The 23,981-nt window shown below is 58.6% G+C and carries 29 protein-coding genes; 17 read left to right on the forward strand and 12 right to left on the reverse strand.

Translation table 11 applies throughout. From position 1 onward, the window contains the following. The first annotated feature begins 90 nt into the window (after positions 1-90). From galP to ruvX, 7 genes are all read left to right on the forward strand, one after another. Positions 91-1,488 (forward strand): galactose/proton symporter, encoded by a 1,398-nt coding sequence (gene galP, locus UTO39_RS06705; protein WP_041908328.1) that lies wholly within the window; start codon positions 91-93, stop codon positions 1,486-1,488. A 58-nt stretch (positions 1,489-1,546) separates the two neighbouring features. Beyond that, the gene (locus UTO39_RS06710; protein ID WP_061097110.1) at positions 1,547-2,044 is read left to right on the forward strand and encodes a SprT family zinc-dependent metalloprotease; all 498 of its coding nucleotides are present in this window, start codon (positions 1,547-1,549) and stop codon (positions 2,042-2,044) included. A 94-nt stretch (positions 2,045-2,138) separates the two neighbouring features. Then, positions 2,139-2,846, forward strand: coding sequence for a deoxyribonuclease I (gene endA / locus UTO39_RS06715; RefSeq protein WP_061097109.1), 708 nt, complete (start codon positions 2,139-2,141; stop codon positions 2,844-2,846). A 51-nt stretch (positions 2,847-2,897) separates the two neighbouring features. Continuing rightward, complete coding sequence (gene rsmE / locus UTO39_RS06720) at positions 2,898-3,629, forward strand: 16S rRNA (uracil(1498)-N(3))-methyltransferase (RefSeq protein ID WP_041908327.1); 732 nt, start codon at positions 2,898-2,900, stop codon at positions 3,627-3,629. Positions 3,630-3,648: 19 nt separating this feature from the next. Further along, positions 3,649-4,596, forward strand: coding sequence for a glutathione synthase (gene gshB / locus UTO39_RS06725; RefSeq protein WP_023331278.1), 948 nt, complete (start codon positions 3,649-3,651; stop codon positions 4,594-4,596). Positions 4,597-4,670: 74 nt separating this feature from the next. Continuing rightward, positions 4,671-5,231 carry a YqgE/AlgH family protein gene (locus UTO39_RS06730; protein ID WP_028014368.1) on the forward strand — a complete coding sequence of 187 codons (561 nt, stop codon included), beginning with the start codon at positions 4,671-4,673 and terminating at the stop codon, positions 5,229-5,231. Then, complete coding sequence (gene ruvX, locus UTO39_RS06735; RefSeq protein WP_021242076.1) at positions 5,231-5,647, forward strand: Holliday junction resolvase RuvX; 417 nt, start codon at positions 5,231-5,233, stop codon at positions 5,645-5,647. Before UTO39_RS06730 ends, ruvX begins: the two co-directional genes overlap by 1 nt. A 10-nt stretch (positions 5,648-5,657) precedes the next feature. Here ruvX and UTO39_RS06740 read toward each other — a convergent pair whose 3' ends face one another. Further along, positions 5,658-6,638, reverse strand: a complete 981-nt coding sequence (locus UTO39_RS06740; RefSeq protein WP_061097107.1) for a type IV pilus twitching motility protein PilT — start codon at positions 6,636-6,638, stop codon at positions 5,658-5,660. 17 nt (positions 6,639-6,655) lie between these two features. Here UTO39_RS06740 and UTO39_RS06745 point away from each other — a divergent pair, with 17 nt between their 5' ends. From UTO39_RS06745 to UTO39_RS06770, 6 genes are all read left to right on the forward strand, one after another. After that, positions 6,656-7,357, forward strand: coding sequence for a YggS family pyridoxal phosphate-dependent enzyme (locus UTO39_RS06745; RefSeq protein ID WP_320726784.1), 702 nt, complete (start codon positions 6,656-6,658; stop codon positions 7,355-7,357). Positions 7,358-7,378: 21 nt separating this feature from the next. Beyond that, entirely contained in the window at positions 7,379-7,945 is a 567-nt protein-coding gene (locus UTO39_RS06750) for a YggT family protein (RefSeq protein WP_320726785.1), read from the forward strand. Then, entirely contained in the window at positions 7,942-8,238 is a 297-nt protein-coding gene (gene yggU, locus UTO39_RS06755; protein ID WP_008499758.1) for a DUF167 family protein YggU, read from the forward strand. The genes UTO39_RS06750 and yggU overlap by 4 nt, the downstream gene beginning before the upstream one ends. A 3-nt stretch (positions 8,239-8,241) precedes the next feature. Beyond that, positions 8,242-8,835 (forward strand): XTP/dITP diphosphatase, encoded by a 594-nt coding sequence (locus UTO39_RS06760; protein ID WP_266179078.1) that lies wholly within the window; start codon positions 8,242-8,244, stop codon positions 8,833-8,835. After that, a complete protein-coding gene (hemW, locus tag UTO39_RS06765) occupies positions 8,828-9,970 on the forward strand; it encodes a radical SAM family heme chaperone HemW (protein ID WP_320726786.1) in 1,143 nt (380 codons plus the stop codon). The genes UTO39_RS06760 and hemW overlap by 8 nt, the downstream gene beginning before the upstream one ends. A gap of 63 nt (positions 9,971-10,033) precedes the next feature. Beyond that, positions 10,034-10,396 carry an endonuclease domain-containing protein gene (locus tag UTO39_RS06770; protein ID WP_320726787.1) on the forward strand — a complete coding sequence of 121 codons (363 nt, stop codon included), beginning with the start codon at positions 10,034-10,036 and terminating at the stop codon, positions 10,394-10,396. A 74-nt stretch (positions 10,397-10,470) separates the two neighbouring features. Here the strand turns inward: UTO39_RS06770 and UTO39_RS06775 are convergent, their stop codons facing one another. Genes UTO39_RS06775 through trmB form a run of 3 tightly spaced genes read right to left on the reverse strand, consistent with a single transcriptional unit; the run spans position 10,471 to position 12,290 of the window. Beyond that, entirely contained in the window at positions 10,471-11,187 is a 717-nt protein-coding gene (locus UTO39_RS06775) for a DUF2884 domain-containing protein (protein WP_320726788.1), read from the reverse strand. Between the two features lie 57 nt (positions 11,188-11,244). Beyond that, the gene (locus UTO39_RS06780; protein ID WP_151412639.1) at positions 11,245-11,571 is read right to left on the reverse strand and encodes a YggL family protein; all 327 of its coding nucleotides are present in this window, start codon (positions 11,569-11,571) and stop codon (positions 11,245-11,247) included. Continuing rightward, positions 11,571-12,290 (reverse strand): tRNA (guanosine(46)-N7)-methyltransferase TrmB, encoded by a 720-nt coding sequence (trmB, locus tag UTO39_RS06785; RefSeq protein ID WP_248113525.1) that lies wholly within the window; start codon positions 12,288-12,290, stop codon positions 11,571-11,573. The genes UTO39_RS06780 and trmB overlap by 1 nt, the downstream gene beginning before the upstream one ends. Before the next feature lie 144 nt (positions 12,291-12,434). Between trmB and mutY the strand changes: the two genes are divergently transcribed. The 4 genes from mutY to UTO39_RS06805 all read left to right on the forward strand — a co-directional run bounded on the left by mutY (position 12,435) and on the right by UTO39_RS06805 (position 16,393). Continuing rightward, entirely contained in the window at positions 12,435-13,487 is a 1,053-nt protein-coding gene (gene mutY, locus UTO39_RS06790; protein ID WP_192845922.1) for an A/G-specific adenine glycosylase, read from the forward strand. A gap of 25 nt (positions 13,488-13,512) precedes the next feature. Beyond that, positions 13,513-13,785: an oxidative damage protection protein gene (locus UTO39_RS06795; RefSeq protein ID WP_023309138.1), complete on the forward strand. Its 273-nt coding sequence runs from the start codon at positions 13,513-13,515 to the stop codon at positions 13,783-13,785. 56 nt (positions 13,786-13,841) lie between these two features. After that, positions 13,842-14,918, forward strand: a complete 1,077-nt coding sequence (gene mltC / locus UTO39_RS06800) for a membrane-bound lytic murein transglycosylase MltC (RefSeq protein ID WP_061097099.1) — start codon at positions 13,842-13,844, stop codon at positions 14,916-14,918. Between the two features lie 218 nt (positions 14,919-15,136). After that, entirely contained in the window at positions 15,137-16,393 is a 1,257-nt protein-coding gene (locus UTO39_RS06805; RefSeq protein WP_061097098.1) for a nucleoside permease, read from the forward strand. 33 nt (positions 16,394-16,426) lie between these two features. On the opposite strand, the gene citG is transcribed toward UTO39_RS06805, so the two are convergent. From citG to UTO39_RS06845, 8 genes are read right to left on the reverse strand one after another with little or no spacing between them, the layout of a single operon-like run. After that, positions 16,427-17,230 (reverse strand): triphosphoribosyl-dephospho-CoA synthase CitG, encoded by an 804-nt coding sequence (gene citG, locus UTO39_RS06810; RefSeq protein ID WP_061097097.1) that lies wholly within the window; start codon positions 17,228-17,230, stop codon positions 16,427-16,429. Further along, a complete protein-coding gene (citX, locus tag UTO39_RS06815) occupies positions 17,208-17,747 on the reverse strand; it encodes a citrate lyase holo-[acyl-carrier protein] synthase (RefSeq protein ID WP_061097096.1) in 540 nt (179 codons plus the stop codon). Before citX ends, citG begins: the two co-directional genes overlap by 23 nt. A 2-nt stretch (positions 17,748-17,749) precedes the next feature. Next, complete coding sequence (gene citF / locus UTO39_RS06820; RefSeq protein ID WP_320726789.1) at positions 17,750-19,267, reverse strand: citrate lyase subunit alpha; 1,518 nt, start codon at positions 19,265-19,267, stop codon at positions 17,750-17,752. Positions 19,268-19,277: 10 nt separating this feature from the next. Beyond that, positions 19,278-20,153: a citrate (pro-3S)-lyase subunit beta gene (gene citE, locus UTO39_RS06825; protein ID WP_320726790.1), complete on the reverse strand. Its 876-nt coding sequence runs from the start codon at positions 20,151-20,153 to the stop codon at positions 19,278-19,280. Continuing rightward, complete coding sequence (citD, locus tag UTO39_RS06830) at positions 20,150-20,443, reverse strand: citrate lyase acyl carrier protein (protein ID WP_061097093.1); 294 nt, start codon at positions 20,441-20,443, stop codon at positions 20,150-20,152. Before citD ends, citE begins: the two co-directional genes overlap by 4 nt. 16 nt (positions 20,444-20,459) lie before the next feature. Further along, positions 20,460-21,482, reverse strand: coding sequence for a [citrate (pro-3S)-lyase] ligase (gene citC, locus UTO39_RS06835; RefSeq protein WP_320726791.1), 1,023 nt, complete (start codon positions 21,480-21,482; stop codon positions 20,460-20,462). 10 nt (positions 21,483-21,492) lie between these two features. Continuing rightward, positions 21,493-22,356 carry a fumarylacetoacetate hydrolase family protein gene (locus tag UTO39_RS06840; protein ID WP_320726792.1) on the reverse strand — a complete coding sequence of 288 codons (864 nt, stop codon included), beginning with the start codon at positions 22,354-22,356 and terminating at the stop codon, positions 21,493-21,495. A 17-nt stretch (positions 22,357-22,373) separates the two neighbouring features. Then, a complete protein-coding gene (locus UTO39_RS06845) occupies positions 22,374-23,735 on the reverse strand; it encodes a 2-hydroxycarboxylate transporter family protein (protein ID WP_023333366.1) in 1,362 nt (453 codons plus the stop codon). Between the last annotated feature and the right edge of the window lie 246 nt (positions 23,736-23,981).

Genomic DNA, 23,981 nt, shown 5'->3' on the forward strand with positions numbered 1-23,981 from the left:
TTACACCATTGTGATTAATCTCACATATTTTTATGGGTCGCTCACCTACCCTTAACATCAATAAAACTGATAACCCAACTGGAGGGCATAATGCCTGACAATAAAAAACAGGGGCGTACGTCCAACAAGGCGATGACTTTCTTCGTCTGCTTCCTCGCCGCCCTGGCAGGATTACTCTTTGGCCTGGATATCGGCGTCATTGCCGGCGCTCTTCCCTTCATCGCAGACGAATTCCAGATTAACGCGCACACCCAGGAATGGGTGGTCAGCTCCATGATGTTCGGTGCGGCCGTTGGGGCCGTCGGCAGCGGCTGGCTCTCATTCAAGCTCGGACGCAAAAAGAGCCTGATGATCGGCGCGATCCTCTTCGTCGCCGGTTCGCTCTTCTCCGCTGCCGCCCCTAACGTTGAAGTGCTGATCCTCTCCCGCGTGCTGCTGGGCCTTGCGGTGGGCGTGGCGTCATACACCGCCCCGCTCTACCTCTCTGAAATTGCACCGGAGAAAATCCGCGGCAGCATGATTTCCATGTACCAGCTGATGATCACCATCGGTATTCTCGGCGCTTACCTGTCCGATACCGCGTTCAGCTACAGCGGCGCATGGCGCTGGATGCTCGGCGTGATCATTATCCCGGCCATTCTGCTGCTGATTGGCGTCTTCTTCCTGCCGGACAGCCCGCGCTGGTTTGCCGCGAAGCGCCGCTTCGTTGATGCCGAACGCGTGCTGCTTCGCCTGCGCGATACCAGCGCCGAGGCGAAAAACGAGCTGGAAGAGATCCGCGAAAGCCTGAAGGTAAAACAGTCCGGCTGGGCGCTGTTTAAAGAGAACAGCAACTTCCGTCGGGCGGTGTTCCTCGGCGTGCTGCTGCAGGTGATGCAGCAGTTCACGGGGATGAACGTCATCATGTACTACGCGCCAAAAATCTTTGAGCTGGCGGGCTACACCAACACCACCGAGCAGATGTGGGGCACGGTTATCGTGGGCCTGACCAACGTGCTGGCGACCTTTATCGCCATCGGCCTGGTGGACCGCTGGGGACGTAAGCCAACCCTGACGCTGGGCTTCCTGGTGATGGCGACGGGTATGGGCGTTCTCGGTACGATGATGCATGTGGGCATCCACTCCCCAACCGCCCAGTACTTCGCGGTGGGCATGCTGCTGATGTTTATCGTCGGGTTTGCGATGAGCGCCGGTCCGCTGATTTGGGTGCTGTGCTCTGAGATCCAGCCGCTGAAAGGGCGTGATTTTGGTATCACCTGCTCTACCGCAACCAACTGGATTGCCAACATGATCGTCGGCGCAACGTTCCTGACCATGCTCAACACCCTGGGCAATGCCAATACCTTCTGGGTCTACGCCGGTCTGAATATCTTCTTTATTGTGCTGACCGTCTGGCTGGTTCCAGAAACCAAACACGTTTCACTGGAACACATTGAACGTAACCTGATGAAAGGTCGTCCGCTGCGCGAAATCGGTGCACACGACTAATCCTCTTGCGGGAGGCGCCTCTTGCGCCTCCCTGCTTCCCGCTTTATGCTCTGCCCCTATGAAAGCTCCCCGTCTCCCTATCGCCATTCAGCAAGCCGTTATGCGCAGCCTGCGGGAAAAACTCGCCCAGGCCAACCTGAAGCTCGGCCGCAACTATCCTGAACCGAAGCTGGTCTATCAGCAGCGCGGCACCGCGGCCGGCACCGCCTGGCTGGAATCATACGAGATCCGCCTTAATCCGGTGCTGATGATGGAAAACCAGCAGGCGTTTATTGAAGAAGTGGTGCCGCACGAGCTGGCGCACCTTCTTGTGTGGAAGCACTTCGGACGCGTCGCGCCGCACGGAAAAGAGTGGAAGTGGATGATGGAGGCGGTGCTCGGCGTTCCGGCCCGCCGCACCCATCAGTTCGAGCTGGAATCGGTGCGCCGCAATACCTTCCCCTACCGCTGCCGGTGCCAGCAGCACCAGCTTACCGTCCGCCGCCATAACCGCGTGGTGCGCGGCGAGGCAACCTACCGCTGCGTCAAATGCGGCGAACCGCTGGTCGCTGAGTAATATCCTGAACTTTCAGGAACTTTCCTGATCTGACTGATTGCATACGGGAACAACATTCGTTACGTTGCGGGCTCGTTTTGACACGGAGTGTAAGATGTCCCGTAATTTCTCTCTCGCGGTCGCTTTTCTGACGACGGCGCTTTCCGGCCAGGCCCTGGCCGACGGTATCAACAGTTTTTCCCAGGCCAAGGCAGCAGGCGTGAAGGTGAACGCCGATGTGCCGGGCGATTTCTACTGCGGCTGCAAAATTAACTGGCAGGGCAAAAAAGGGGTCGTTGACCTTGAGTCATGCGGCTATAAGGTGCGTAAAAACGAAAACCGCGCCAGCCGCATCGAATGGGAGCATGTCGTTCCGGCCTGGCAGTTTGGCCACCAGCGCCAGTGCTGGCAGGACGGCGGACGTAAAAACTGCGCCAAAGATCCGGTATATCGCCAGATGGAAAGCGATATGCACAACCTGCAGCCTGCGGTTGGTGAAGTGAACGGCGACCGCGGCAACTTCATGTACAGCCAGTGGAACGGTGGCGAAGGCCAGTACGGCCAGTGCGGCATGAAGGTGGATTTTAAGGAGAAAGTCGCCGAGCCCCCTGCCCGCGCGCGCGGCAGCATCGCCCGCACCTACTTCTACATGCGTGACCGTTATGACCTCAACCTTTCGCGCCAGCAGACGCAGCTGTTCAATGCCTGGGATAAGCAGTATCCGGTGACGGAATGGGAGTGCCAGCGCGACGAACGCATTGCCAGAGTCCAGGGGAATCATAACCCGTACGTCCAGCGGGCTTGCCAGGCGCAAAAGAGCTAACCTACACTACGGCAATTCGCTTATACCGCATGACATATGGAATTTTTGACTATGCGCATTCCCCGCATTTACCACCCTGAACTGATTACCGCAGGCCGTGAGATCGCCCTGTCTGACGACGCCGCTAACCACGTTGGCCGCGTGCTGCGCATGGGAGCAGGCCAGGCAATACAGCTGTTCGACGGCTCTAATCAGGTTTTCGACGCGGAAATCACGCGGGCGGATAAAAAAAGCGTGCATGTAAACGTCTTGCGCGGCGAAGTGGACGACCGTGAATCGCCGCTGCACATCCACCTTGGGCAGGTGATGTCGCGCGGGGAAAAGATGGAGTTCACTATTCAAAAATCCATTGAGCTGGGTGTAAGCCTCATTACGCCACTTTTTTCCGAGCGCTGCGGCGTTAAACTGGATGCTGAACGTCTGAACAAAAAGATCCAGCAGTGGCAGAAAATCGCCATTGCTGCCTGTGAACAGAGCGGCCGCAACCGGATCCCGGAGATCCGCCCGGCGATGGATCTGGAAGACTGGTGTGCGGAAGAGGATAGCGGGCTGAAGCTCAATCTTCATCCGCGCGCCAGCGCCAGCATCAATACGCTGCCGCTGCCCGTTGAGCGCGTACGCCTCCTGATTGGACCCGAAGGCGGCCTGTCGGCGGACGAAATTGCGATGACGGCGCGCTACCAGTTTACTGATATTCTGTTGGGACCTCGCGTTCTGCGCACTGAGACAACGGCACTCACGGCCATAACCGCGCTACAGGTACGGTTTGGCGACCTGGGTTGAAGTATTAACGGAGAAGAACATGATAAAGCTCGGCATCGTGATGGACCCCATCGCAAACATTAACATCAAGAAAGATTCCAGCTTCGCTATGCTGCTGGAAGCGCAGCGTCGCGGCTATGAACTCCACTATATGGAGATGAACGATCTTTATCTGATCAACGGTGAAGCCCGCGCACGCACCCGCATCGTTAACGTCGAGCAGAACTACGACAAATGGTACGAATTCGGCACCGAGCAGGACATTGCCCTGGCCGACCTCAACGTTATCCTGATGCGTAAAGACCCGCCGTTCGACACCGAATATATCTATAGCACCTACATCCTTGAGCGTGCCGAAGAGAAAGGGACGCTTATTGTCAACAAGCCGCAGAGCCTGCGCGACTGCAACGAGAAGCTTTACACCGCCTGGTTCTCTGACCTGACGCCGGAAACGCTGGTGACCCGCAGCAAAGCGCAGCTGAAGGAGTTCTGGCAGAAGCACGGCGACATCATCATGAAGCCGCTGGACGGCATGGGCGGCGCGTCTATTTTCCGCGTGAAGGAAGGCGACCCGAACATCGGCGTGATTGCCGAAACGCTGACCGAGCTGGGCACCCGCTACTGCATGGCGCAGAACTATCTGCCAGCCATTAAAGATGGCGATAAGCGCGTGCTGGTCGTGGACGGCGAGCCGGTGCCTTACTGCCTGGCGCGTATCCCGCAGGGTGGTGAAACCCGCGGTAACCTGGCGGCAGGCGGTCGTGGTGAACCCCGTCCGCTGACCGAAAGCGACTGGGAAATTGCCCGCCGCGTTGGCCCTACGCTGAAAGCCAAAGGCCTGATCTTCGTTGGCCTGGATATCATCGGCGATCGCCTGACTGAAGTGAACGTCACCAGCCCAACCTGCATTCGCGAAATTGAAGCCGAGTTCCCGATCTCGATCACCGGAATGCTGATGGACGCCATAGAAAAACGTTTACAGAAATAACCTGTGACAGCGCCTGTGTTTATCCCCATACTGGGCGCTGTCGCTTTTTAAACCAGGAAACAGTACCTCTGACAATGAATTTACAGCATCACTTTCTTATTGCCATGCCTGCTCTCCAGGATCCGATTTTTCGCCGCGCCGTGGTTTATATTTGTGAATACAATGAAGACGGCGCGATGGGTATTATCATCAACAAACCGCTGGAAAACCTGCAGGTTGAAGGGATTCTGGACAAGCTGAAAATCTCGGCTGAAGCGCGCCTGCCGGAAATTCGGCTTGATAAACCGGTGATGCTGGGTGGTCCTCTTGCCGAAGATCGCGGCTTTATCCTCCATACCCCGCCGGTATTCTCTTCCAGCATTCGCATCTCCGACAACACCGTGATCACCACCTCGCGCGACGTGCTTGAAACGCTGGGCACCGCTGAGCAGCCTTCCGAAGTGCTGGTGGCGCTGGGCTATTCGTCGTGGGAGAAAGGCCAACTTGAGCAAGAGATCCTCGATAACGCCTGGCTTACCGCGCCTGCGGACATGAATATTCTGTTTAAAACCCCGATTGCCGATCGCTGGCGTGACGCGGCAAAGCTGATTGGCATCGATATCCTGACGATGCCTGGCGTAGCGGGGCACGCCTGATGAGCGGAACACTGCTGGCTTTCGATTTTGGCACTAAAAGCATCGGCGTCGCCGTGGGTCAGCGCATCACCGGTACTGCGCGTCCGCTCACGGCCCTGAAGGCTAACGACGGCACGCCAGACTGGAATCTTATCGAGCGCTTGCTCAAAGAGTGGCAGCCGGATGACGTCATCGTTGGGCTACCGCTGAACATGGACGGCACGGAACAGCCGCTGACCGCCCGGGCGCGTAAGTTCGCCAATAAAATCCATGGCCGCTTTGGCGTCTCCGTGAAGCTTCATGACGAGCGTCTCAGCACCGTCGAAGCGCGTGCAGGCCTGTTTGAGCACGGCGGCTTTCGGGCGCTCAACAAAGGCAGCGTGGACTCCGCTTCAGCCGTCATCATCCTCGAAAGCTATTTCGAACAGGGCTTTTAAACGCAGGGGCCTACAGCCGCCCCTGCGCCCGTCTCTCCGCCAGGCTCTGGTCAAAGTTCTGCATTCCCGCCTGCTGACCGGTTTGAATGATGCCGGGCAGCTGCCACGTCTTTCCCTCACGAATCAGATTCGCCGCCGCCGCGGTGTTTACCAGCAGCTCATACAGCGCGACGCGCCCGCCCTGAAGATCGGGAAGCAGCTTTTGCGCCAGCACCGCCCGCAGGCTGCCGGCCAGCTGGTTACGCACCGGATCTTTCTCCTGCGCCGGGAACGTATCGACCAGCCGTTCAATCGCCTGTGCTGCCCCGCGCGTATGCAGCGTCGCCAGCACCAGATGCCCGGTCTCCGCCGCCGTCAGCGCCAGGCGGATCGTTTCGCTGTCGCGCAGCTCGCCCAGCAAAATAACGTCCGGGTCCTCGCGTAAGGCACTGCGCAGCGCCTCTGCAAATGACGGGCTATGCTGGCCTATCTCCCGCTGCTGAATCAGGCAACGTTCACTCTGGTACATAAACTCCACCGGATCTTCGAGGGTGAGGATATGGCCGTCAGTATGGCGGTTGAGAAAATCGACCATTGCGGCCAGCGTGGTGGATTTGCCGCTGCCGGTCGCGCCCGTGACCAGAATCAACCCGTTGTCGCTGGACAACAGTTCGGGAATGGCGCGCGGCACGCCCAGCGACGAGAGCTGCGGACAGGTGCGCGGCAACAGCCGCAGGGTAACGGAGATGCCCTTCATCTGCTTAAACGCACTGCCGCGCAGACGCTGGTCTCCTGCGACGGTCACGGCAAAATCGACCTGCCCGCTTGCCCACCAGGCTCCCTGCTGCTCGTCGTTGAGCCACGCTTTCAATAACGCCCCGACATCGGGCGGCGGAAACGGCGCCGGCTCAAGGCGGCCTAATCTGCGCCAGCGGGGTGGTGAATCACTGCACAGGTGTAGATCGGAGACGTTATGCTTTACACTAAGGGCCACAATTTCTTCCACATCCATAGACTACTCCTCGGAAAATGAACGACATTGCGCATAACCTGGCACAGGTCCGGGACAAAATCTCAGCCGCTGCAACGCGTTGCGGCCGTGCTTCAGAAGAAATTACGCTACTTGCAGTCAGTAAAACCAAGCCTGCGAGCGCCATCGCAGAAGCCATTGCTGCAGCTCACCGGGCGTTTGGCGAAAACTACGTGCAGGAAGGCGTGGATAAAATTCGCTACTTCCAGGAGCAGGGGACGTCCGATCTGCAATGGCACTTTATTGGTCCGCTGCAGTCGAACAAAAGCCGTCTGGTGGCAGAGCACTTCGACTGGTGCCATACCGTTGACCGTCTGCGCATTGCCACGCGCCTGAGCGACCAGCGCCCGGCAGAGATGCCCGCGCTTAACGTGCTGATTCAAATCAATATCAGCGATGAAAACAGCAAGTCCGGCATCGCGCTGAGCGAGCTGGATGCGCTGGCGGCAGAGGTGGCCGCCCTGCCGCGCTTAACCCTGCGCGGGCTGATGGCAATCCCAGCACCTGAGTCAAGTTATGAAAGGCAGTTTGCCGTGGCACAGCAAATGGCTGTAGCATTTGAGGCGCTTAAAGCGCGCTATGAAACGGTAGACACGCTTTCACTGGGCATGTCGGATGATATGGAAGCCGCCATCGCGGCAGGCAGCACTATGGTGCGCATCGGCACAGCCATTTTCGGTGCGCGCGACTACACCAAATAATAAGGAAACCTGAGGAACGCCATGAAGACGTTGACTTTCCTGCTCTCAACGGTCATTGAGCTGTACACGATGGCGCTTTTGCTGCGCGTCTGGATGCAGTGGGCCCGCTGTGACTTTTACAATCCGTTCTCCCAGTTTGTCGTGAAAATCACGCAACCTGTTGTCGGACCGCTGCGCCGCATTATTCCGGCCATGGGGCCCATCGACAGCGCTTCGCTGCTGGTGGCGTTTATTCTGAGCGTGCTCAAAGCCATCGTGCTGTTTATGGTCATCACCTTCCAGCCGATCATTTGGATTGCCGCCATCCTGATTCTGATCAAAACCGTCGGTTTGCTGATCTTCTGGGTGCTGCTGGTGATGGCGATCATGAGCTGGGTGAGCCAGGGGCGTAGCCCGGTGGAGTACGCCTTAATTCAGCTGGCCGAGCCGCTGCTGCGTCCGATCCGGAACCTGCTTCCGTCCATGGGCGGCATCGACTTCTCCCCGATGATTCTGGTTCTGCTGCTCTATGTAATCAACATGGGGATCGCCGAGCTGCTCCAGTCTACGGGCGATATGCTGCTGCCGGGGCTGTGGATGGCGCTATGAGTGCAGTAAGCACCTGCGCCGACGGGCTGGTTTTACGGCTGTATATTCAGCCAAAAGCCAGCCGTGACGGTATTGTTGGGCTGCATGGCGACGAGCTAAAGGTCGCCATCACCGCCCCGCCGGTCGATGGCCAGGCGAACGCGCATCTGACCAAATATCTGGCAAAACAGTTTCGCGTCGCCAAAAGCCAGGTCATCATTGAAAAAGGTGAACTTGGGCGGCATAAACAGGTAAAAATCCTTAATCCGCAATCTATCCCGACGGAAGTCGCGGCTCTGACAGAACAGGACTAAACCATGCAAAAAGTTGTTCTCGCGACCGGTAACGCCGGTAAAGTGCGCGAGCTGGCCTCGCTGTTAAATGATTTTGGGCTGGACGTGGTGGCTCAGACCGAGCTGGGCGTGGAGTCCGCCGAAGAGACGGGGCTGACGTTTATCGAAAACGCCATCCTGAAAGCGCGCCATGCGGCGCAGGTAACCGGCCTGCCCGCGATTGCCGACGACTCCGGTCTGGCCGTCGATTTCCTCGGCGGCGCGCCGGGAATTTACTCCGCGCGCTATTCCGGCGTGGACGCCACCGACCAGCAGAATCTGGAAAAGCTGCTTGTGGCCCTGAAAGACGTGCCGGACGAACAGCGCACCGCGCAGTTCCACTGCGTGCTGGTCTATATGCGCCACGCGGAAGACCCAACGCCTGTCGTCTGCCACGGCAGCTGGCCGGGCGTGATTACCCGTGAAGCGGCTGGCAGCGGTGGCTTTGGCTACGACCCAATTTTCTTTGTCCCGACCGAGGGCAAAACCGCTGCGGAACTGACCCGCGAAGAGAAAAGCGCGATTTCCCACCGTGGACGCGCGCTGAAACTGTTACTGGAAGCATTGCGTAATGGCTAATTTGCCGCCTCTGAGTCTTTATATTCACATCCCCTGGTGCGTGCAGAAATGCCCGTACTGCGATTTCAACTCGCACGCGCTGAAGGGCGAAGTGCCGCACGATGACTACGTTGCGCATCTGCTGGCCGACCTGGATGCCGATGTAGCTTACGCACAGGGACGTGAAGTTAAGACCATTTTCATTGGTGGCGGTACGCCGAGCCTGCTTTCCGGCCCGGCAATGCAGACGCTGCTGGACGGCGTGCGCGCGCGCCTGAACCTGGCGGCGGATGCGGAAATTACGATGGAAGCCAACCCCGGCACCGTTGAGGCCGACCGTTTTGTTGAGTATCAGCGCGCGGGCGTGAACCGCATCTCCATCGGCGTGCAGAGCTTCAGCGAGCCGAAGCTGAAACGACTGGGACGTATTCACGGACCGGAAGAGGCGAAGCGGGCGGCCAACCTGGCGACCGGGCTTGGGCTGCGCAGCTTTAACCTGGATTTGATGCACGGCCTGCCGGATCAGTCGCTCGAAGAGGCGCTGGACGACCTGCGCCAGGCAATTGAACTGAACCCGCCGCACCTGTCGTGGTATCAGCTCACCATCGAACCCAACACCCTGTTTGGCTCCCGCCCGCCGGTGCTGCCGGATGACGATGCGCTGTGGGATATCTTCGAGCAGGGTCACAGGCTGTTGACCGCTGCCGGGTATCAGCAATATGAAACGTCCGCGTACGCGAAGCCGGGCTACCAGTGTCAGCACAACCTGAACTACTGGCGCTTTGGCGACTATCTGGGCATTGGCTGCGGCGCGCACGGCAAGGTGACCTTCCCGGACGGACGCATTCTGCGCACCGCCAAAACCCGCCACCCGCGCGGGTATATGGAAGGCCGCTACCTGGAGCGTCAGCACGACGTTGAGGCGGCGGATAAGCCGTTTGAGTTCTTTATGAACCGCTTCCGCCTGCTGGAAGCCGCCCCGCGCGCGGAGTTTGCGCTGTACACCGGGCTGGCGGAGTCGGTGATTCGCCCGCAGATTGACGAGGCGCTGGCGCAGGGGTATCTGACCGAGTGTGATGAGTACTGGCAGATCACCGAGCACGGCAAGCTGTTCTTAAACTCCCTTCTTGAGCTGTTCCTCGTTGAAGATTCCTGAAGCCTGATTCAGGATTTTGCATCCCGTTCTGCCGGCTGAGAAAAAGGCTGGCAGAGTGTGGGGATGGAAATTATTCGTTCTTACGCAAAACAGCTCAGACGCGAGCTGACAAAAGAAGAAAGGCGGCTTTGGTATTTACTACGGAGCCGCCGTTTCGAAAATTATAAATTTCGTCGACAGCATCCGTTAGGTAATTACATTCTGGATTTCGCCTGCTGCGCGGCTCGTCTGGCCGTTGAACTGGATGGCGGACAGCATGATGAGAATCAGGAATACGATCTTCAAAGAACGCTCTGGCTAAATCGAAAGGGCTGGTACGTCATTCGTTTCTGGAACAACGAACTCTGGGATAACGAAGAGGCGGTGTTAGAGAGGATCCTTGAGACGCTGCAGGCGCTGCAACCCTCACCCCGGCCCTCTCCCTGAAAGGGAGAGGGAGAAAACCATTCCCTCTCCCCTCTGGGGAGAGGGTTAGGGTGAGGGGCCCAGCGCGCAGAGGGCTACTTCAGCGTCCCCACCAGCGCCTTCCGGCTATCTTCCAGCGACACCACGCGTTTACACACGTCTTTGCCGAACTGCTGGAAATCATCTTCCTGGTTCTTCCACTCGTTCTGAATCGAGGTCTGCAGGCCGCCCAGGCTGCCCAGCATGCCCTGCAGCGGGTTACCGCCGCCTTTCAGCACGGCTTTGGCGCCCATCTCGTTGATGCTGTCCTGCAGGATGCCGCCCATCGCCTGGTTCACCAGCTGCTGGCCGTCAGCGCGGACCTGATCGATCGCCTTGTAGTGGAACGTCAGGCCGTCGGAGCGCGTCTCGATAATGCGGTTCATCTGCTCTTTGAGCTGCTTGTCGAGCCTGGTCAGGCGGGAGCGCATGTTGCTGCTCTCCCCCACCTCTTTGGTGATGATTTTGTCCAGCGCGACGCGGCTCTTTTCGACGCGCGTCAGGGCACCTTCGTTAATCCATGGCAGCGCGGTACGCAAATCGGCCTGATAATCTTTCGCCTGCTCGCGCTGTGCGGCAGTCAGGGTATACTGTTTGCCGTTAAAGGTGACGTTCCCTTCCGGCGTAATCACCAGATTGCCGTTCTCGCCTTTGACCTGCACGGTTTGCGGGCTTAACACCACGTCATCACGCGGGGTGACGCTACATTGATAATCCGCATGGGCGGTGAATCCGGTTGCCATCAAAGCAACAGCCAGCAACGTTTTGCGCATTTTAAACACTCCCTCAGACAAAATGGGCCAGCTAATGCTGGCCCGCTTACTGCTTTCTTAGTCCCACCAAACGTCGAAAAGTTCGCTGATGCGGACATCTTCCAGCTTGTGCTCTTCAAGCCATTTGCGAACCAGCGCCTGATGTTCTTCGGTGCATTTGCCCACTTCCTGGGTGCAGATCAGACCTTCCCACGCCAGATAGCCGCTACCGTCGAAGGCCAGCTTGTTCGGCTCGATTACCTCGTTGATGAACGCATCCACGTCCCGATCGATCTGCTCAACGCTGGTGCCTTCCGGGAAACGCCACGCGACGGAGAAGCCCACTTCCTGGAATTCTTCGATATGCATCTTTTTACGCAGACGACGGCTACGATTCTTTGCCATTATTTCACCCTCTCGAACATTAAGTCCCATACGCCGTGACCAAGACGATGGCCACGCTGTTCAAATTTCGTTACCGGACGCGATTCCGGACGCGGTACGTAGTCGTTGCTCTCGGACTGATTTTTATAACCATCCAGCGACGACATCACTTCCAGCATGTGTTCCGCATAAGGTTCCCAGTCGGTCGCCATGTGGAAGACGCCGCCCAGTTTAAGCTTACTTTTCACCAGCTCGGCAAACGGTGCCTGAACGATACGGCGTTTATTATGACGCGCTTTGTGCCACGGGTCAGGGAAAAAGAGCTGAACCATGTTCAAAGAATTGTCAGGAATCATTTTATGCAGCACTTCCACCGCGTCGTGACACATCACGCGCAGGTTCTCAACGCCCTCTTCATGAGCGGTTGCGAGACAGGCGCCCACGCCCGGCGAGTGTACTTCAATGCCGAGGAAGTTCTGCTCAGGACGCGCCTTCGCCATGGTCACCAGCGATGCGCCCATACCAAAGCCGATCTCCAGCGTGACGGGCGCGTCGCGACCAAACAGCTCAGTAAAGTCGAGTGGCTGCTCGCTAAACTCAACGCCCATCACCGGCCAGTAGTTGTCCAGCGCGTGTTGCTGCCCTTTTGTCAGGCGGCCCTGACGACGGACAAAGCTGCGAATACGGCGCAGCGGGCGGCCGTTTTCATCAAATTCCGGTGAAATGACGTCGTTTTTCATAAAAGAGTTGTCTGCTTGTGAGAGTGTTCGGGAAACGGGCATTATCCAAAGTTAAGGCTTCTATGCAAGCATGGGAAAGATCCGGTTTACAGCAGATTGACGCTGTGCTGCAATCTGCGTCCCTGATTATGCGAATCGATGACCATGCAAGCCTCTCAATTTTCAGCCCAGGTGCTGGACTGGTACGACAAATACGGGCGTAAAACCCTGCCCTGGCAAATTGAAAAAACGCCGTACAAAGTATGGCTCTCCGAGGTGATGTTGCAACAAACGCAGGTCGCCACGGTGATCCCTTACTTCGAGCGTTTCATGGCGCGCTTCCCGACGGTGACCGATCTGGCCAACGCCCCGCTGGACGAGGTGCTGCACCTGTGGACCGGTCTTGGCTATTACGCCCGCGCGCGTAACCTGCACAAGGCCGCACAGCAGGTCGCGACGCGCCATAACGGTAAATTCCCGGAAACCTTCGACGAGGTGGCGGACTTACCCGGCGTCGGGCGTTCAACCGCAGGCGCCATTCTCTCCCTGTCTTTAGGCAAGCATTTCCCGATCCTCGACGGCAACGTGAAGCGCGTGCTCGCGCGCTGCTATGCCGTCGACGGCTGGCCGGGGAAGAAAGACGTAGAAAAACGTCTTTGGGAAATAAGTGAAGCGGTCACCCCGGCGAAAGGCGTCGAGCGTTTCAACCAGGCGATGATGGATCTTGGCGCAATGGTCTGCACGCGCTCAAAACCAAAGTGCGAACTCTGCCCGGTGAATAACCTCTGCGTGGCCTACGCCAACCATTCATGGGCGCAGTATCCAGGTAAAAAACCCAAACAGACGCTGCCGGAGCGCACCGGCTATATGCTGCTGATGCAGCACGGCGACGAGGTGTTCCTTGCCCAGCGCCCGCCGAGCGGCCTGTGGGGTGGTCTATACTGCTTCCCACAGTTTGAAGATGAAGATTTGCTGCGTGAATGGCTTAAACAGCGCGGCATTGCGGCAGATACCCTGACGCAGCTGAACGCGTTCCGCCATACTTTCAGCCATTTCCATCTGGATATTGTGCCTATGTGGCTTCCCGTGTCCTCATTCACCTCCTGCATGGATGAAGGCACCGCTCTCTGGTATAACTTAGCGCAACCGCCATCAGTCGGGCTGGCGGCTCCCGTGGAGCGCCTGTTACAGCAATTACGTGCCGGTGCAATGGTTTAGCATCGGCTAAAAAAGAGGAATACGTATGGCCAGAACCATTTTTTGTACTTTCCTGCAGCGCGACGCTGAGGGCCAGGATTTCCAGCTTTATCCAGGGGATCTGGGTAAGCGCATCTACAACGAGATCTCCAAAGAAGCCTGGGGACAGTGGCAGAAAAAGCAGACCATGCTGATCAACGAGAAAAAGCTCAGCATGATGAACCCGGAGCACCGCAAGCTGCTGGAGCAGGAGATGGTGAGCTTCCTGTTCGAAGGCAAAGACGTACACATCGAAGGCTATACGCCGCCGGAAAAATAACAGCGTGCGGGTGAAACCCCGCCGTTAAAGCAAACACAACACGCACTCCCGGAATGATGAAAAAACTTTTAGCGCTAGCCCTTGTTGCGCCGTTGCTGGTCTCGTGTTCGTCCAAAAAAGGCGATGAATACAACGAAGCCTGGGTCAAGGACACCAACGGTTTTGACATTTTGATGGGGCAGTTTGCCCATAACATCGAGAACATATGGGGATTTAACGAAGTTCTTATTGCCGGACCGAAGGACTACGTTAAGTACACCGACGCCTATCTGACCCGTAGCCACATCAACTTTGATGAGGGTACGATCACCATTGAAACCATCGCAGGCACCGACCCTGCGGCACGGCTGCGTCAGGCGATCGTCAAAACCCTGCTGATGGGTGACGATCCGGGATCTATCGATCTCTACTCCGATGCGGACGACATCACCATTTCGAAAGAGCCGTTCCTGTACGGTCAGGTAGTTGACCAGACCGGGCAGCCGATCCGTTGGGAAGGTCGCGCCACGAAATTTGCCGACTACCTGCTGCAGACGCGCCTGAAAAGCCGCTCTAACGGCCTGAAGATTATCTACAGCGTCACCATTAATCTCGTGCCGAACCACCTCGACAAGCGTGCGCATAAGTACCTCGGCATGGTGCGTCAGGCCTCGCGTAAGTACGGCGTGGATGAGTCGCTGATCCTGGCGATTATGCAGACCGAATCGTCGTTCAACCCGTACGCGGTCAGCCGTTCTGACGCGCTGGGGCTGATGCAGGTTGTCCAGCACAGCGCCGGTAAAGACGTCTTCCGCTCGCAGGGCAAATCCGGCACGCCGAGCCGCAGCTACCTGTTCGACCCGCAAAGCAACATTGATACCGGCACGGCCTATCTGGCGATGCTGAACAATGTCTATCTTGGCGGAATTGATAACCCGACTTCACGCCGCTACGCGGTAATCACCGCCTACAACGGCGGCGCGGGCAGCGTGCTGCGCGTGTTCTCGAATGACAAAGTGCAGGCCGCGAACATCATCAACAGCATGGCGCCGGGGGATGTCTACTCAACCCTCACCACCCGCCACCCGTCTGCGGAATCCCGCCGCTATCTGTACAAGGTGAATACGGCGCAGAAGAACTATCGTCGTCGATAATCAACACACCTTCTCCTGCAAGGAGAAGGTGTTCTGCTTTTCCCCACCCATACGAAAATGTTATTTGCATCACAATCCAAACTGCAAATTAATGTGGATTGCATTTTTTTGCGGGAGGTAACAAAACATATCGTTGCCAACTGATAGAATTGCATCAAATAACAACCCTGAATGTTCCCAAAACAACATATCTCCCGCTCACTTGTGAGGAAAGTAACATGAACCTTAAGCTGCAGCTTAAAATATTGTCGTTTCTGCAGTTCTGCCTGTGGGGTAGCTGGCTGACTACACTCGGCTCCTATATGTTTGTGACGCTCAAGTTCGACGGTGCGTCAATCGGTGCCGTATACAGCTCGCTGGGTATTGCGGCTGTCTTTATGCCAACGCTGCTCGGTATCGTGGCGGATAAGTGGTTAAGCGCGAAATGGCTGTACATGCTTTGCCATCTGGTGGGTGCGGGGACGCTGTTTATGGCGGCCGAAGTGACCACGCCGGGGGCGATGTTTATGGTGATCCTGCTTAACTCGCTGGCCTATATGCCAACGCTTGGGCTGATCAACACCATCTCCTACTACCGCCTGAAATCTGCCGGCCTGGATATCGTTACCGATTTCCCGCCAATCCGTATCTGGGGCACCATCGGCTTTATCATGGCGATGTGGGGCGTGAGCTTCGCGGGCTTCGAGCTGAGCCATATGCAGCTGTACATCGGCGCGGCGCTCTCCGTGCTGCTGGCGCTGTTCACCCTGACGCTGCCAACCATTCCGGTGTCTAACCAGCAGAAAAACCAGAGCTGGAGCACCATGCTCGGCCTGGACGCGTTCGCGCTGTTCAAAAACAAACGCATGGCGATCTTCTTTATCTTCTCCATGCTGCTGGGCGCGGAGCTGCAGATCACCAACATGTTCGGCAACACCTTCCTGCACAGCTTCGATAACGATCCGCTGTTTGCCGGCAGCTTTATCGTTGAGCACGCGTCGGTGATGATGTCCATCTCGCAGATCTCCGAAACGCTGTTCATCCTGACCATCCCGTTCTTCCTGAGCCGCTACGGCATCAAGAACGTTATGCTGATCAGTATCGCCGCGTGGATGCTGCGCTTCGGCCTGTTCGCCTACGGCGACCCGAGCGCGTTCGGTACCGTGCTGCTGGTGCTGTCGATGATTGTTTACGGCTGCGCCTTCGACTTCTTCAACATCTCCGGTTCGGTGTTTGTGGAAAAAGAGGTGAAGCCTGAAATCCGCGCCAGCGCGCAGGGTATGTTCCTCATGATGACCAACGGCTTCGGCTGTATTCTGGGCGGCGTGGTGAGCGGTAAAGTGGTTGAGATGTACACCACCAACGGCATCACCAACTGGCAGCCGGTGTGGCTGATCTTCGCGGCGTACTCGCTGGTGCTGTTCTTCGCGTTTATCGTGCTGTTCCAGTACAAGCATGTACGCGAACCGCACGGCGTACAGCCAGTCGCGCATTAATTGTTGTGCCGGGCAGGCGAAGCCGCCGCCCGGCTATTTTATTGCAGCAAGTACCCACCCCACCGACAGCAAATCCGCGCTGCCTCCAGGGCTTAAATTCCGTTCGATCAATGCATTATCCATTCTACGCAACGCCTCGCGGTCCCAGCCGTTAGCCAGCAGCTCCCGCGCATAGCCCTGAACGTAGCGCAGCCCCTCAATGCCGCCGCGCGACACCAGATTGCTGTCCTGATTTATCGCCATCAGGCGCAACAGCAGGCCGTGAAGCGACCGTCCGTTCCACTGCCTCAGCGCCTTACGCACCGTCGCAAAACCGCTCTCCGCCTCGCCCCGCGCACCGGTTAAGCCGTACTGCTGATACTGCCGCTCACCCGCTGTCGCCTGCCCGCTGCGCGCGGCCAGCTCCCGCGACACCAGCCCGCGGCAGATGTTACTCACTTCACAACAGAGACTATCTGCCGAGACGTTTTTCACACGCCCGGCGGCGAAGCACAGTAAACCCAGAGCAAAAATCCCGCCCTTGTGGGTGTTCACGCCGTCCGTCGCGGCGTACATCGCCTGCTCGCAGGCCATCCCCATCGGGCGGATAATCCGTAGCTGTGCGTCAGCGGGCTTATCCGCATGCGCGTTACCGAGTTCAGCAAAGCGTGAAAACCAGGGCGCAATCGCCGTAATGCTGCGGACAAACAGCCCGTGGTCCATATCGCGATGGGAACCGCTGTTAAGCATGTCCACCAGCCCCGGCTTGGGCGTCAGCTCCAGCTCCTGCCACAGCGCCGCTTCGGCAAGCGCGGGAACGTCAATCGGGCGCGGCTTAGTCGCGAGCAAACCAGTCATCAATCATCTTCTCCACGCGGGAAACCACCGCCTCAACAGGATGCTTTCGCGAACGGGAGCAGGCGTGGGCGGGCTCGTCGCAGATCAGGCAGCGCCTGAGGTTCGCCCCCAGCGACTGGCGCCCAACGTGGCCGTTCTGAGGGCAAATCACGTCCAGATCCCACAGCCTGCCGAGCGGGTGCCTCTGCTCCAGCTCCGCGCAGTGCGCTTTGATTTCCACCGCCGGATGCGCCACGCACCAGATGGCCTCAGGCCCGGTGGGCAGCCACAGCACCTGACGATCCAGCACATGCCAGCGGTTCTCCCACAGGAGCTGGTCGCACGTTTGTAGCGCCACGCCCATGGTGTTGCGATAGCGCAGGCTGTCTTTAATTTCCCCCGGCGTGACCAGCGTGAGGGAGATCACCGGCTGTTGATAGTGCTCAAGCATGTCAGCCTGACGGGCTGCGCGGCGCTCTTTCGCCGCCAGCAGTTCCTCCAGGCTGACACCCGCCCGCACGGGTGTCGCAATCGTCATATTCACTCCTTTACCTGTCGCACGGTGTCGATCACGCTGCCGTCGCGGTAGCGGATCACCCCGACGATTTTGTCTGTAAATTCAATCGGTTTTGGTACGCCGGTCAGGGAAATTGCCCGCTCGTAGAGCGCGCTGATGTCCACAACCTTCAGCCCGGCCTTCAGCAGACGCTCGCGGATCTCCGGGCGCGCCGGGTTGACCGCAATGCCGTGATCGGTAACCAGCACGTCGATGCTTTCGCCTGGCGTAAGGCGCGTGGTAACCCGCTTCACCACCGTCGGAATGCGGCTTCGCAGCAGCGGCGCGACGACGATGGTCAGGTTCGCCGCGGCGGCCACGTCGCAGTGTCCGCCGGACGCGCCGCGCATCACCCCATCGGAGCCGGTAATGACGTTAACGTTGAAATCAACGTCGATTTCGAGGGCGCTGAGGATCACCACGTCGAGCTGGTCGCAGCTTGCCGCCTTGCTGCCGGGGTTGGCGTAAACGTTGGTGGAGATCTCCACGTGGTTCGGATTGCGCGCCAGCGAGGCCGCCGCCTGGCCGTCAAAGCACTGGGTGTCGAGCAGCTTTTCAATGAGCCCCCTCTCGTGCAGATCCACCAGGCTGCCGGTGATGCCGCCGAGCGCAAAACGCGCCTTCACGCCGCTGCGCTCCATCTTCTCTTCCATAAAGCGGGTGCAGGCGGTGGCCGCCGCGCCGGAGCCGGTCTGCATCGAGAAGCCCGGTTTGAAGTAGCCGGAGTGTTCAATCACGTCCGCCGCATAGCGGGCAATCATCAGCTCGCGCGGGTTGCTGGTGACGCGCGCCGCGCCGACGCTTATTTTCGCCGGGTCGCCCACGCTCTCCACCTGCACGATGTAGTCCACCTGATCCTGCACCAGGCTGGCGGGCATATTCGGGAACGGCACCAGCTCTTCGGTCAATAGCACCACCTTGCGGGCAAAGTGCGCGTCCACCATCGCGTAGCCGAGCGAGCCGCAGCACGATTTGCCGTGCGTCCCGTTGGCGTTGCCGAACTCATCGCTGCACGGCACGCCGAGAAACGCCACGTCGATGTTCAGCTCGCCGTCCTGAAGCAGCTTCACGCGCCCGCCGTGGGAGTGAATCTGCACCGGCTCGTCCATCAGCCCGTGGGAGATGGCGTCCGCCAGCCTGCCGCGCATGCCCGAGGTGTAAATCCGGGTGATGACGCCGCTTTCGATATGCTCGATCAGCGCGTCGTTGCAGGTCATCAGCGAGCTGGAGGCCAGCGTCAGTTTTTTGAATCCCATTCGCGCCAGCAGCGCCACGACGGTGTTGATCACCCGGTCGCCTTCGCGAAACGCGTGGTGGAAGGAGATGGTCATTCCGTCCCGCAGGCCGCAGCGCTTGACCGCCTCTTCAACGGAGGCGCAGAGCTTGCGGCCGTGCTTCGCGTCGCTGTCCGCCAGCCACGGCGTGGCGCTGTGGGCGGTATCAAAGGGTTTTAAGTCCCGCAGATGGGGAAAATTCACGTGGAGAAGTTCTGTCTGATTCATTCTGTCATCCTTACCGACGCACGCCGGAGGCCGCCGCGCGCTCCAGCACCACCTGCGCGTGGTTAATAATCGGTGCATCCACCATTTTGCCGTTGAGCGACACCACGCCCAGGCCGTTACGCTCGCCCTCTTCTGCCGCCTCAATCACCCTTTTGGCATGATCCACCTCATCCTGCGTCGGGGCGTAGGCGTTGTGCAGCAGGTCAATCTGGCGCGGGTTAATCAGCGATTTGCCGTTAAAGCCCATCTTGCGGATCAGATCGACCTCGCGCAGGAACCCGGCCTCGTCGTTAACGTCTGACCACACCACGTCGAACGCGTCGATGCCCGCCGCGCGGGCGGCGTGCAGCACGGCGCAGCGGGCGTAGAACAGCTCGGTGCCGTCGCCGCGCTCGGTCTGCATGTCCATCACGTAGTCAAAGGCGGCCAGCGCAATGCCGATGAGGCGCACAGAGCTGCGGGCAATCGCCACGGCGTTGATGACGCCAACGGCCGACTCAATCGCCGCCATCACGCGGGTGGAGCCGGCCTCGCGGCCGCACTCGCGCTCAATGCGCTCAAGGTGGCCTTCCAGCTCGTAGATGTCGTCCGGGGTGTCGGTTTTCGGCAGACGAATAACGTCCACGCCCGCGCGCACGGCCGCCTCCAGATCCAGCAGGCCAAACGGCGTGCTCAGAGGGTTAATGCGTACCACGGTTTCGATATCCTGATACATCGGGTGCTGAAGCGCGTGGAACACCAGCATGCGCGCGGTATCCTTCTCACGCAGGGCGACGGCGTCCTCAAGGTCAAACATGATGGAGTCGGGGCGGTAGATAAACGCGGTGGAGAGCATGGCGGCGTTGGCGCCCGGCAGGAACAGCATACTGCGGCGGAGCTTGCTCATTTCAGCGCCCCCCAGTTGATGGCCTGCTCATCGGCAGCGCGCAGAAGCGCGCTCTGCAGGCGGGCACGGATCACACAGTCCAGCGCCCCTTTGTCTTCAATAATGATGAGTCCCTGGCGCACGTTCATGGCGCACAGCGTGTCGTTGACCACCTGGCGAATCTGCTCGCCAAACTGCTTAATCACTTCACTGTGGATGACAATCTCCAGCTCATCGTGAGCGGGAGCGATTTTCACCATCAGGTCGCTGGACTCCTGCGTTCCGGCCAGCGCCTCCCTTACAATTTTCATGATAAATTCCTGATAGTTATGCGACTTCCGCACTCGCACGATAATGCGTTTCGAGATGCGCGAAGGTGGAGTCCGGGACGATCTCCCGGATCCGGGAAAACTGCTGTGTCTTCAGTAAGCGGCGCACTTCGGACGCCGAAATAGCGTTGCCGGTGGCCTTGATGCGCGGCATTTCCACCACCTCGATGTGCGAGGCCAGCAGGTCGTGCAGCGTCTGGTTGTACTGGCGAGTGATATCGCAAAACGGCTCCGAGCCGATGAAGCGGTGGGTGATGCCGAGCGCCGGGGCGATGAAGTCCCGGAAGATCAGCACGTCGATCTCGCTCCACGCCTGCTGCACTTTGCCGGTCTCCTTCAGGAAGTAGGCCGGGAAGGTGGCGCGGGAGATGATGTACTGCGAGCCTTCATGCACCACCACGTTTGGCAGATGCGCCACGCCCGCGCGCACCATCTCAAGACGGGCGCTGAACGGGAAGAACGAGGCGTCTTCACGCACCACGAACAGATGCAGGGCATCGCACCGCTGCGCCGCCTGCTCCACCAGATGGCGGTGGCCGAGGGTAAACGGATTGGCGTTCATCACTATCGCGCCAATGCTCTCCCCGCACCTGCGCTTCGCGCGCAGGGAACGGCAGTAGCGTTCGATCCCCTGCGGGGTGTTCTCCATCAGCACCGCGTTGTTCCCGCTCTGGGCAATCGGCCAAAAGCCGCTGCGGGCAAAGCGCTCCCGGTTGCACGGACGGGTGCAGAGGAAGAGGTGAAAATGGCCGCGCTCCAGCGCCGCATTTTCCACCTCTGCCAGCAGCCGCGCGCTGAGGTTCTCGCCGCGAAGCTGCTCGTTGACCGCCACGCACTTGATGACGTTGGCGGCAAGCCCTGCGCAACCCACCAGCTGCGCGCCGGACCAGGCTTCGACAAACAGCGTGATGTCGTTGTCCAGGCCAAGGCCGCTGTCTGCCAGCAGGTAGCGGATCTGGCTTAAGCGTTCCGGGTGTTTCGCCACGAGGGTGTGGCGAAAATCGATGGGTTGACTGTTCATGCCGCCTTTCTCAGTGAGCCGCCGCAAGCCCGACGGCTGGCGCTTCCACGATCACGTTGCTCAGATGACCGATATGCTCGATCTCCACCTCAATGCGATCCCCCTCCTTCATAAACAGCGGCGGGTTACGCTTTTTACCCACGCCGCCCGGAGATCCGGTGATGATCACGTCGCCCGGGCTTAAGCGGGTGAAGGTGCTGATGTACTCGATCAGCTCCGCGACCTTGTGGATCATGCTGCTGGTGTTGTCTTCCTGCACCATGCGGCCGTTCAGCCAGGTGCGGATCGCAAGCTGGTGCGGATCCGGGATCTCATCCGCCGTCGCCATCCACGGACCAAACGCCCCGGTCTGGCGCCAGTTTTTTCCGGCCGTAAACCAGGTGTGCTGCCAGTCGCGGGCGGAGCCGTCCATGTAGCAGCTGTAGCCCGCCACGTGGCGCAGAGCGTCGTCGCGGCTGATGTTCTCCCCGCCTTTGCCGATGATCACCGCCAGCTCGCCTTCGTAGTCGAATTCGCTGGAGTGGCGCGGCTTCAGCACCGGCTCGTTGTGGCCGGTCTGTGAATCCGGGAAGCGGACGAACAGCGTCGGGGCCGGGTTGTGCTGGTCAAACTCCTTGCGCTTGTCGGCGTAGTTCATGCCCACGCAGAGGATTTTTTCCGGCTGCACAATCACCGGCAAGAAGGTGATGGCGCTCATCGGCACGTCCACCGCGTCGTTCAGGTAACGGGTGGCCAGCGCCAGCCCGTTGCCCTGCAGCAGCGCCTTGAGGTCGCCGTAGCGGTCGCCCAGACGGCGGCCTAAATCAATCACGCCGTCGGCCTGGACGATGCCGTAGCTGCGTTTTTCCTGGTATAAAAAGCTTGCGAGTTTCATTGTTCTTTCCTGAATACTTAAACGAGGAAGTTGCCCAAAATCAGCAGTGAGATAGAGACGTTAATCGCCCCGCCGATTCGGGTTGCAATCTGGGCGAACGGCATCAGGCTCATGCGGTTGCCTGCGGTCAGGATCGCCACGTCGCCGGTACCGCCCTGCCCGCTCTGGCAGCAGGAGACGATGGCGACGTCAATCGGGTGCATACCAATCTTTTTGCCGACGAAGAAGCCGGTCGCCACCAGCGCGGAGACGGTGCTGACGATCACCAGCAGGTTGCTGACGGTGAAGGCCGCCACCAGCTCATGCCACGGGGTGATGGCCACGCCAACGGCGAAGAGAATCGGGTAGGTCACGGAGGTCTGGAAGAATTTGTACACCACCTGCGAGCCTTCCAGCAGGCGCGGAGAGGCGCCGTTGCAGAGCTTCACCAGCACCGCCATAAACAGCATGCCGACCGGAGCAGGCAGGCCAATCAGCTTGTGGCCGAGCATGCCGAGCATGTAGAGCAGCACCGCCAGCAGCGCGCCGGAGGCGATGGTGGTGACGTCCGCTTTGCCGGAAAACGCAGGCTGAGAGACGGTGGCATCAGCATTCGCGCGGTTAGGCATCAGCTGGCCTTCACCGGTCAGGTGCGGGTAGCGTTTACCGAGCTGGTTCAGGCAGCCGGAGATGATGATTGCCGTCAGGCCGCCGAGCATCACCATCGGCAGCACGCGGCCGAGCGCCACGCCCTGGTCCATGTGCAGCAGGGTGGCATAGCCGATGGAAAGCGGAATTGCCCCTTCCCCGACGCCGCCCGCCATGATCGGCAGAATGATAAAGAAGAAGATCTGGAACGGCTCAAGGCCCAGCGCCAGGCCGACGCCCATCCCCACCAGCATGCCGACGATTTCACCGCACAGCATCGGGAAGAAGATGCGCAGGAAGCCCTGAATCAGCACGGTGCGGTTCATGCTCATGATGCTGCCGACAATAATGCAGCAGATGTAGAGATAGAGAATGTTGGTGGATTTGTAGAACTTAGTGGTGGACTCGACCACCACGTCCGGCAGCAGGCCGTAATAGACCAGCGCGGAAGGGATAAAGGTGGCGCAAATCGCCGCCGCGCCGAGCTTGCCGACAATCGGCAGGCGTTTGCCAAACTCGCCGCAGGCAAAGCCGAAGAAGGCCAGCGTGGCTACCATCACCACGATGTCGCTCGGCAGCTTTCCGCCCAGGCAGTCAATCGCAATCAGCGCGCCCGCCAGAACGAACAGCGGCAGAGGAATAATCCCGATTTTCCAGGTATCCATAATATGCCACCAGCGCTCCTTGAGCGAAGGCCGCTGAATTTCAATCGGGTCGTGGGTAACAGAGAAAGAATCGTCAGTTGTGCTCATAATAAGCCCCTTAGTTATTTTGTGCGTTCAGCTTAGAGTCACAAAGGCTTACTTTATGTGAGGAATGGCATATTAAAAGCGAAGTTTTAATGGCAGCTATGGTTTTAATGGTTTCTTTTATTTAATGTGATTTATGCCTTATTTATTATCGTGGTTTTTATGGTTTCTTTTCTGAATTGAACAAGCAAATAACATTTAACTTAGCGGCATGAAGAGCCTAAGCCTTCAGGATAAATCATTTACAGC

The organism is Enterobacter sp. 118C5 (genome assembly GCF_034107645.1).
Lineage (GTDB): Bacteria > Pseudomonadota > Gammaproteobacteria > Enterobacterales > Enterobacteriaceae > Enterobacter > Enterobacter nematophilus.

Excerpts from the sequence above, each read along its gene's own strand:
- galP (WP_041908328.1), top strand. The coding sequence starts at position 91 with ATGCCTGACAATAAAAAACAGGGGCGTACGTCCAACAAGGCGATGACT.
- UTO39_RS06710 (WP_061097110.1), top strand. The coding sequence starts at position 1,547 with ATGAAAGCTCCCCGTCTCCCTATCGCCATTCAGCAAGCCGTTATGCGC.
- endA (WP_061097109.1), top strand. The coding sequence starts at position 2,139 with ATGTCCCGTAATTTCTCTCTCGCGGTCGCTTTTCTGACGACGGCGCTT.
- rsmE (WP_041908327.1), top strand. The coding sequence starts at position 2,898 with ATGCGCATTCCCCGCATTTACCACCCTGAACTGATTACCGCAGGCCGT.
- gshB (WP_023331278.1), top strand. The coding sequence starts at position 3,649 with ATGATAAAGCTCGGCATCGTGATGGACCCCATCGCAAACATTAACATC.
- UTO39_RS06730 (WP_028014368.1), top strand. The coding sequence starts at position 4,671 with ATGAATTTACAGCATCACTTTCTTATTGCCATGCCTGCTCTCCAGGAT.
- ruvX (WP_021242076.1), top strand. The coding sequence starts at position 5,231 with ATGAGCGGAACACTGCTGGCTTTCGATTTTGGCACTAAAAGCATCGGC.
- UTO39_RS06740 (WP_061097107.1), bottom strand. The coding sequence starts at position 6,638 with ATGGATGTGGAAGAAATTGTGGCCCTTAGTGTAAAGCATAACGTCTCC.
- UTO39_RS06745 (WP_320726784.1), top strand. The coding sequence starts at position 6,656 with ATGAACGACATTGCGCATAACCTGGCACAGGTCCGGGACAAAATCTCA.
- UTO39_RS06750 (WP_320726785.1), top strand. The coding sequence starts at position 7,379 with ATGAAGACGTTGACTTTCCTGCTCTCAACGGTCATTGAGCTGTACACG.
- yggU (WP_008499758.1), top strand. The coding sequence starts at position 7,942 with ATGAGTGCAGTAAGCACCTGCGCCGACGGGCTGGTTTTACGGCTGTAT.
- UTO39_RS06760 (WP_266179078.1), top strand. The coding sequence starts at position 8,242 with ATGCAAAAAGTTGTTCTCGCGACCGGTAACGCCGGTAAAGTGCGCGAG.
- hemW (WP_320726786.1), top strand. The coding sequence starts at position 8,828 with ATGGCTAATTTGCCGCCTCTGAGTCTTTATATTCACATCCCCTGGTGC.
- UTO39_RS06770 (WP_320726787.1), top strand. The coding sequence starts at position 10,034 with ATGGAAATTATTCGTTCTTACGCAAAACAGCTCAGACGCGAGCTGACA.
- UTO39_RS06775 (WP_320726788.1), bottom strand. The coding sequence starts at position 11,187 with ATGCGCAAAACGTTGCTGGCTGTTGCTTTGATGGCAACCGGATTCACC.
- UTO39_RS06780 (WP_151412639.1), bottom strand. The coding sequence starts at position 11,571 with ATGGCAAAGAATCGTAGCCGTCGTCTGCGTAAAAAGATGCATATCGAA.
- trmB (WP_248113525.1), bottom strand. The coding sequence starts at position 12,290 with ATGAAAAACGACGTCATTTCACCGGAATTTGATGAAAACGGCCGCCCG.
- mutY (WP_192845922.1), top strand. The coding sequence starts at position 12,435 with ATGCAAGCCTCTCAATTTTCAGCCCAGGTGCTGGACTGGTACGACAAA.
- UTO39_RS06795 (WP_023309138.1), top strand. The coding sequence starts at position 13,513 with ATGGCCAGAACCATTTTTTGTACTTTCCTGCAGCGCGACGCTGAGGGC.
- mltC (WP_061097099.1), top strand. The coding sequence starts at position 13,842 with ATGAAAAAACTTTTAGCGCTAGCCCTTGTTGCGCCGTTGCTGGTCTCG.
- UTO39_RS06805 (WP_061097098.1), top strand. The coding sequence starts at position 15,137 with ATGAACCTTAAGCTGCAGCTTAAAATATTGTCGTTTCTGCAGTTCTGC.
- citG (WP_061097097.1), bottom strand. The coding sequence starts at position 17,230 with ATGACTGGTTTGCTCGCGACTAAGCCGCGCCCGATTGACGTTCCCGCG.
- citX (WP_061097096.1), bottom strand. The coding sequence starts at position 17,747 with ATGACGATTGCGACACCCGTGCGGGCGGGTGTCAGCCTGGAGGAACTG.
- citF (WP_320726789.1), bottom strand. The coding sequence starts at position 19,267 with ATGAATCAGACAGAACTTCTCCACGTGAATTTTCCCCATCTGCGGGAC.
- citE (WP_320726790.1), bottom strand. The coding sequence starts at position 20,153 with ATGAGCAAGCTCCGCCGCAGTATGCTGTTCCTGCCGGGCGCCAACGCC.
- citD (WP_061097093.1), bottom strand. The coding sequence starts at position 20,443 with ATGAAAATTGTAAGGGAGGCGCTGGCCGGAACGCAGGAGTCCAGCGAC.
- citC (WP_320726791.1), bottom strand. The coding sequence starts at position 21,482 with ATGAACAGTCAACCCATCGATTTTCGCCACACCCTCGTGGCGAAACAC.
- UTO39_RS06840 (WP_320726792.1), bottom strand. The coding sequence starts at position 22,356 with ATGAAACTCGCAAGCTTTTTATACCAGGAAAAACGCAGCTACGGCATC.
- UTO39_RS06845 (WP_023333366.1), bottom strand. The coding sequence starts at position 23,735 with ATGAGCACAACTGACGATTCTTTCTCTGTTACCCACGACCCGATTGAA.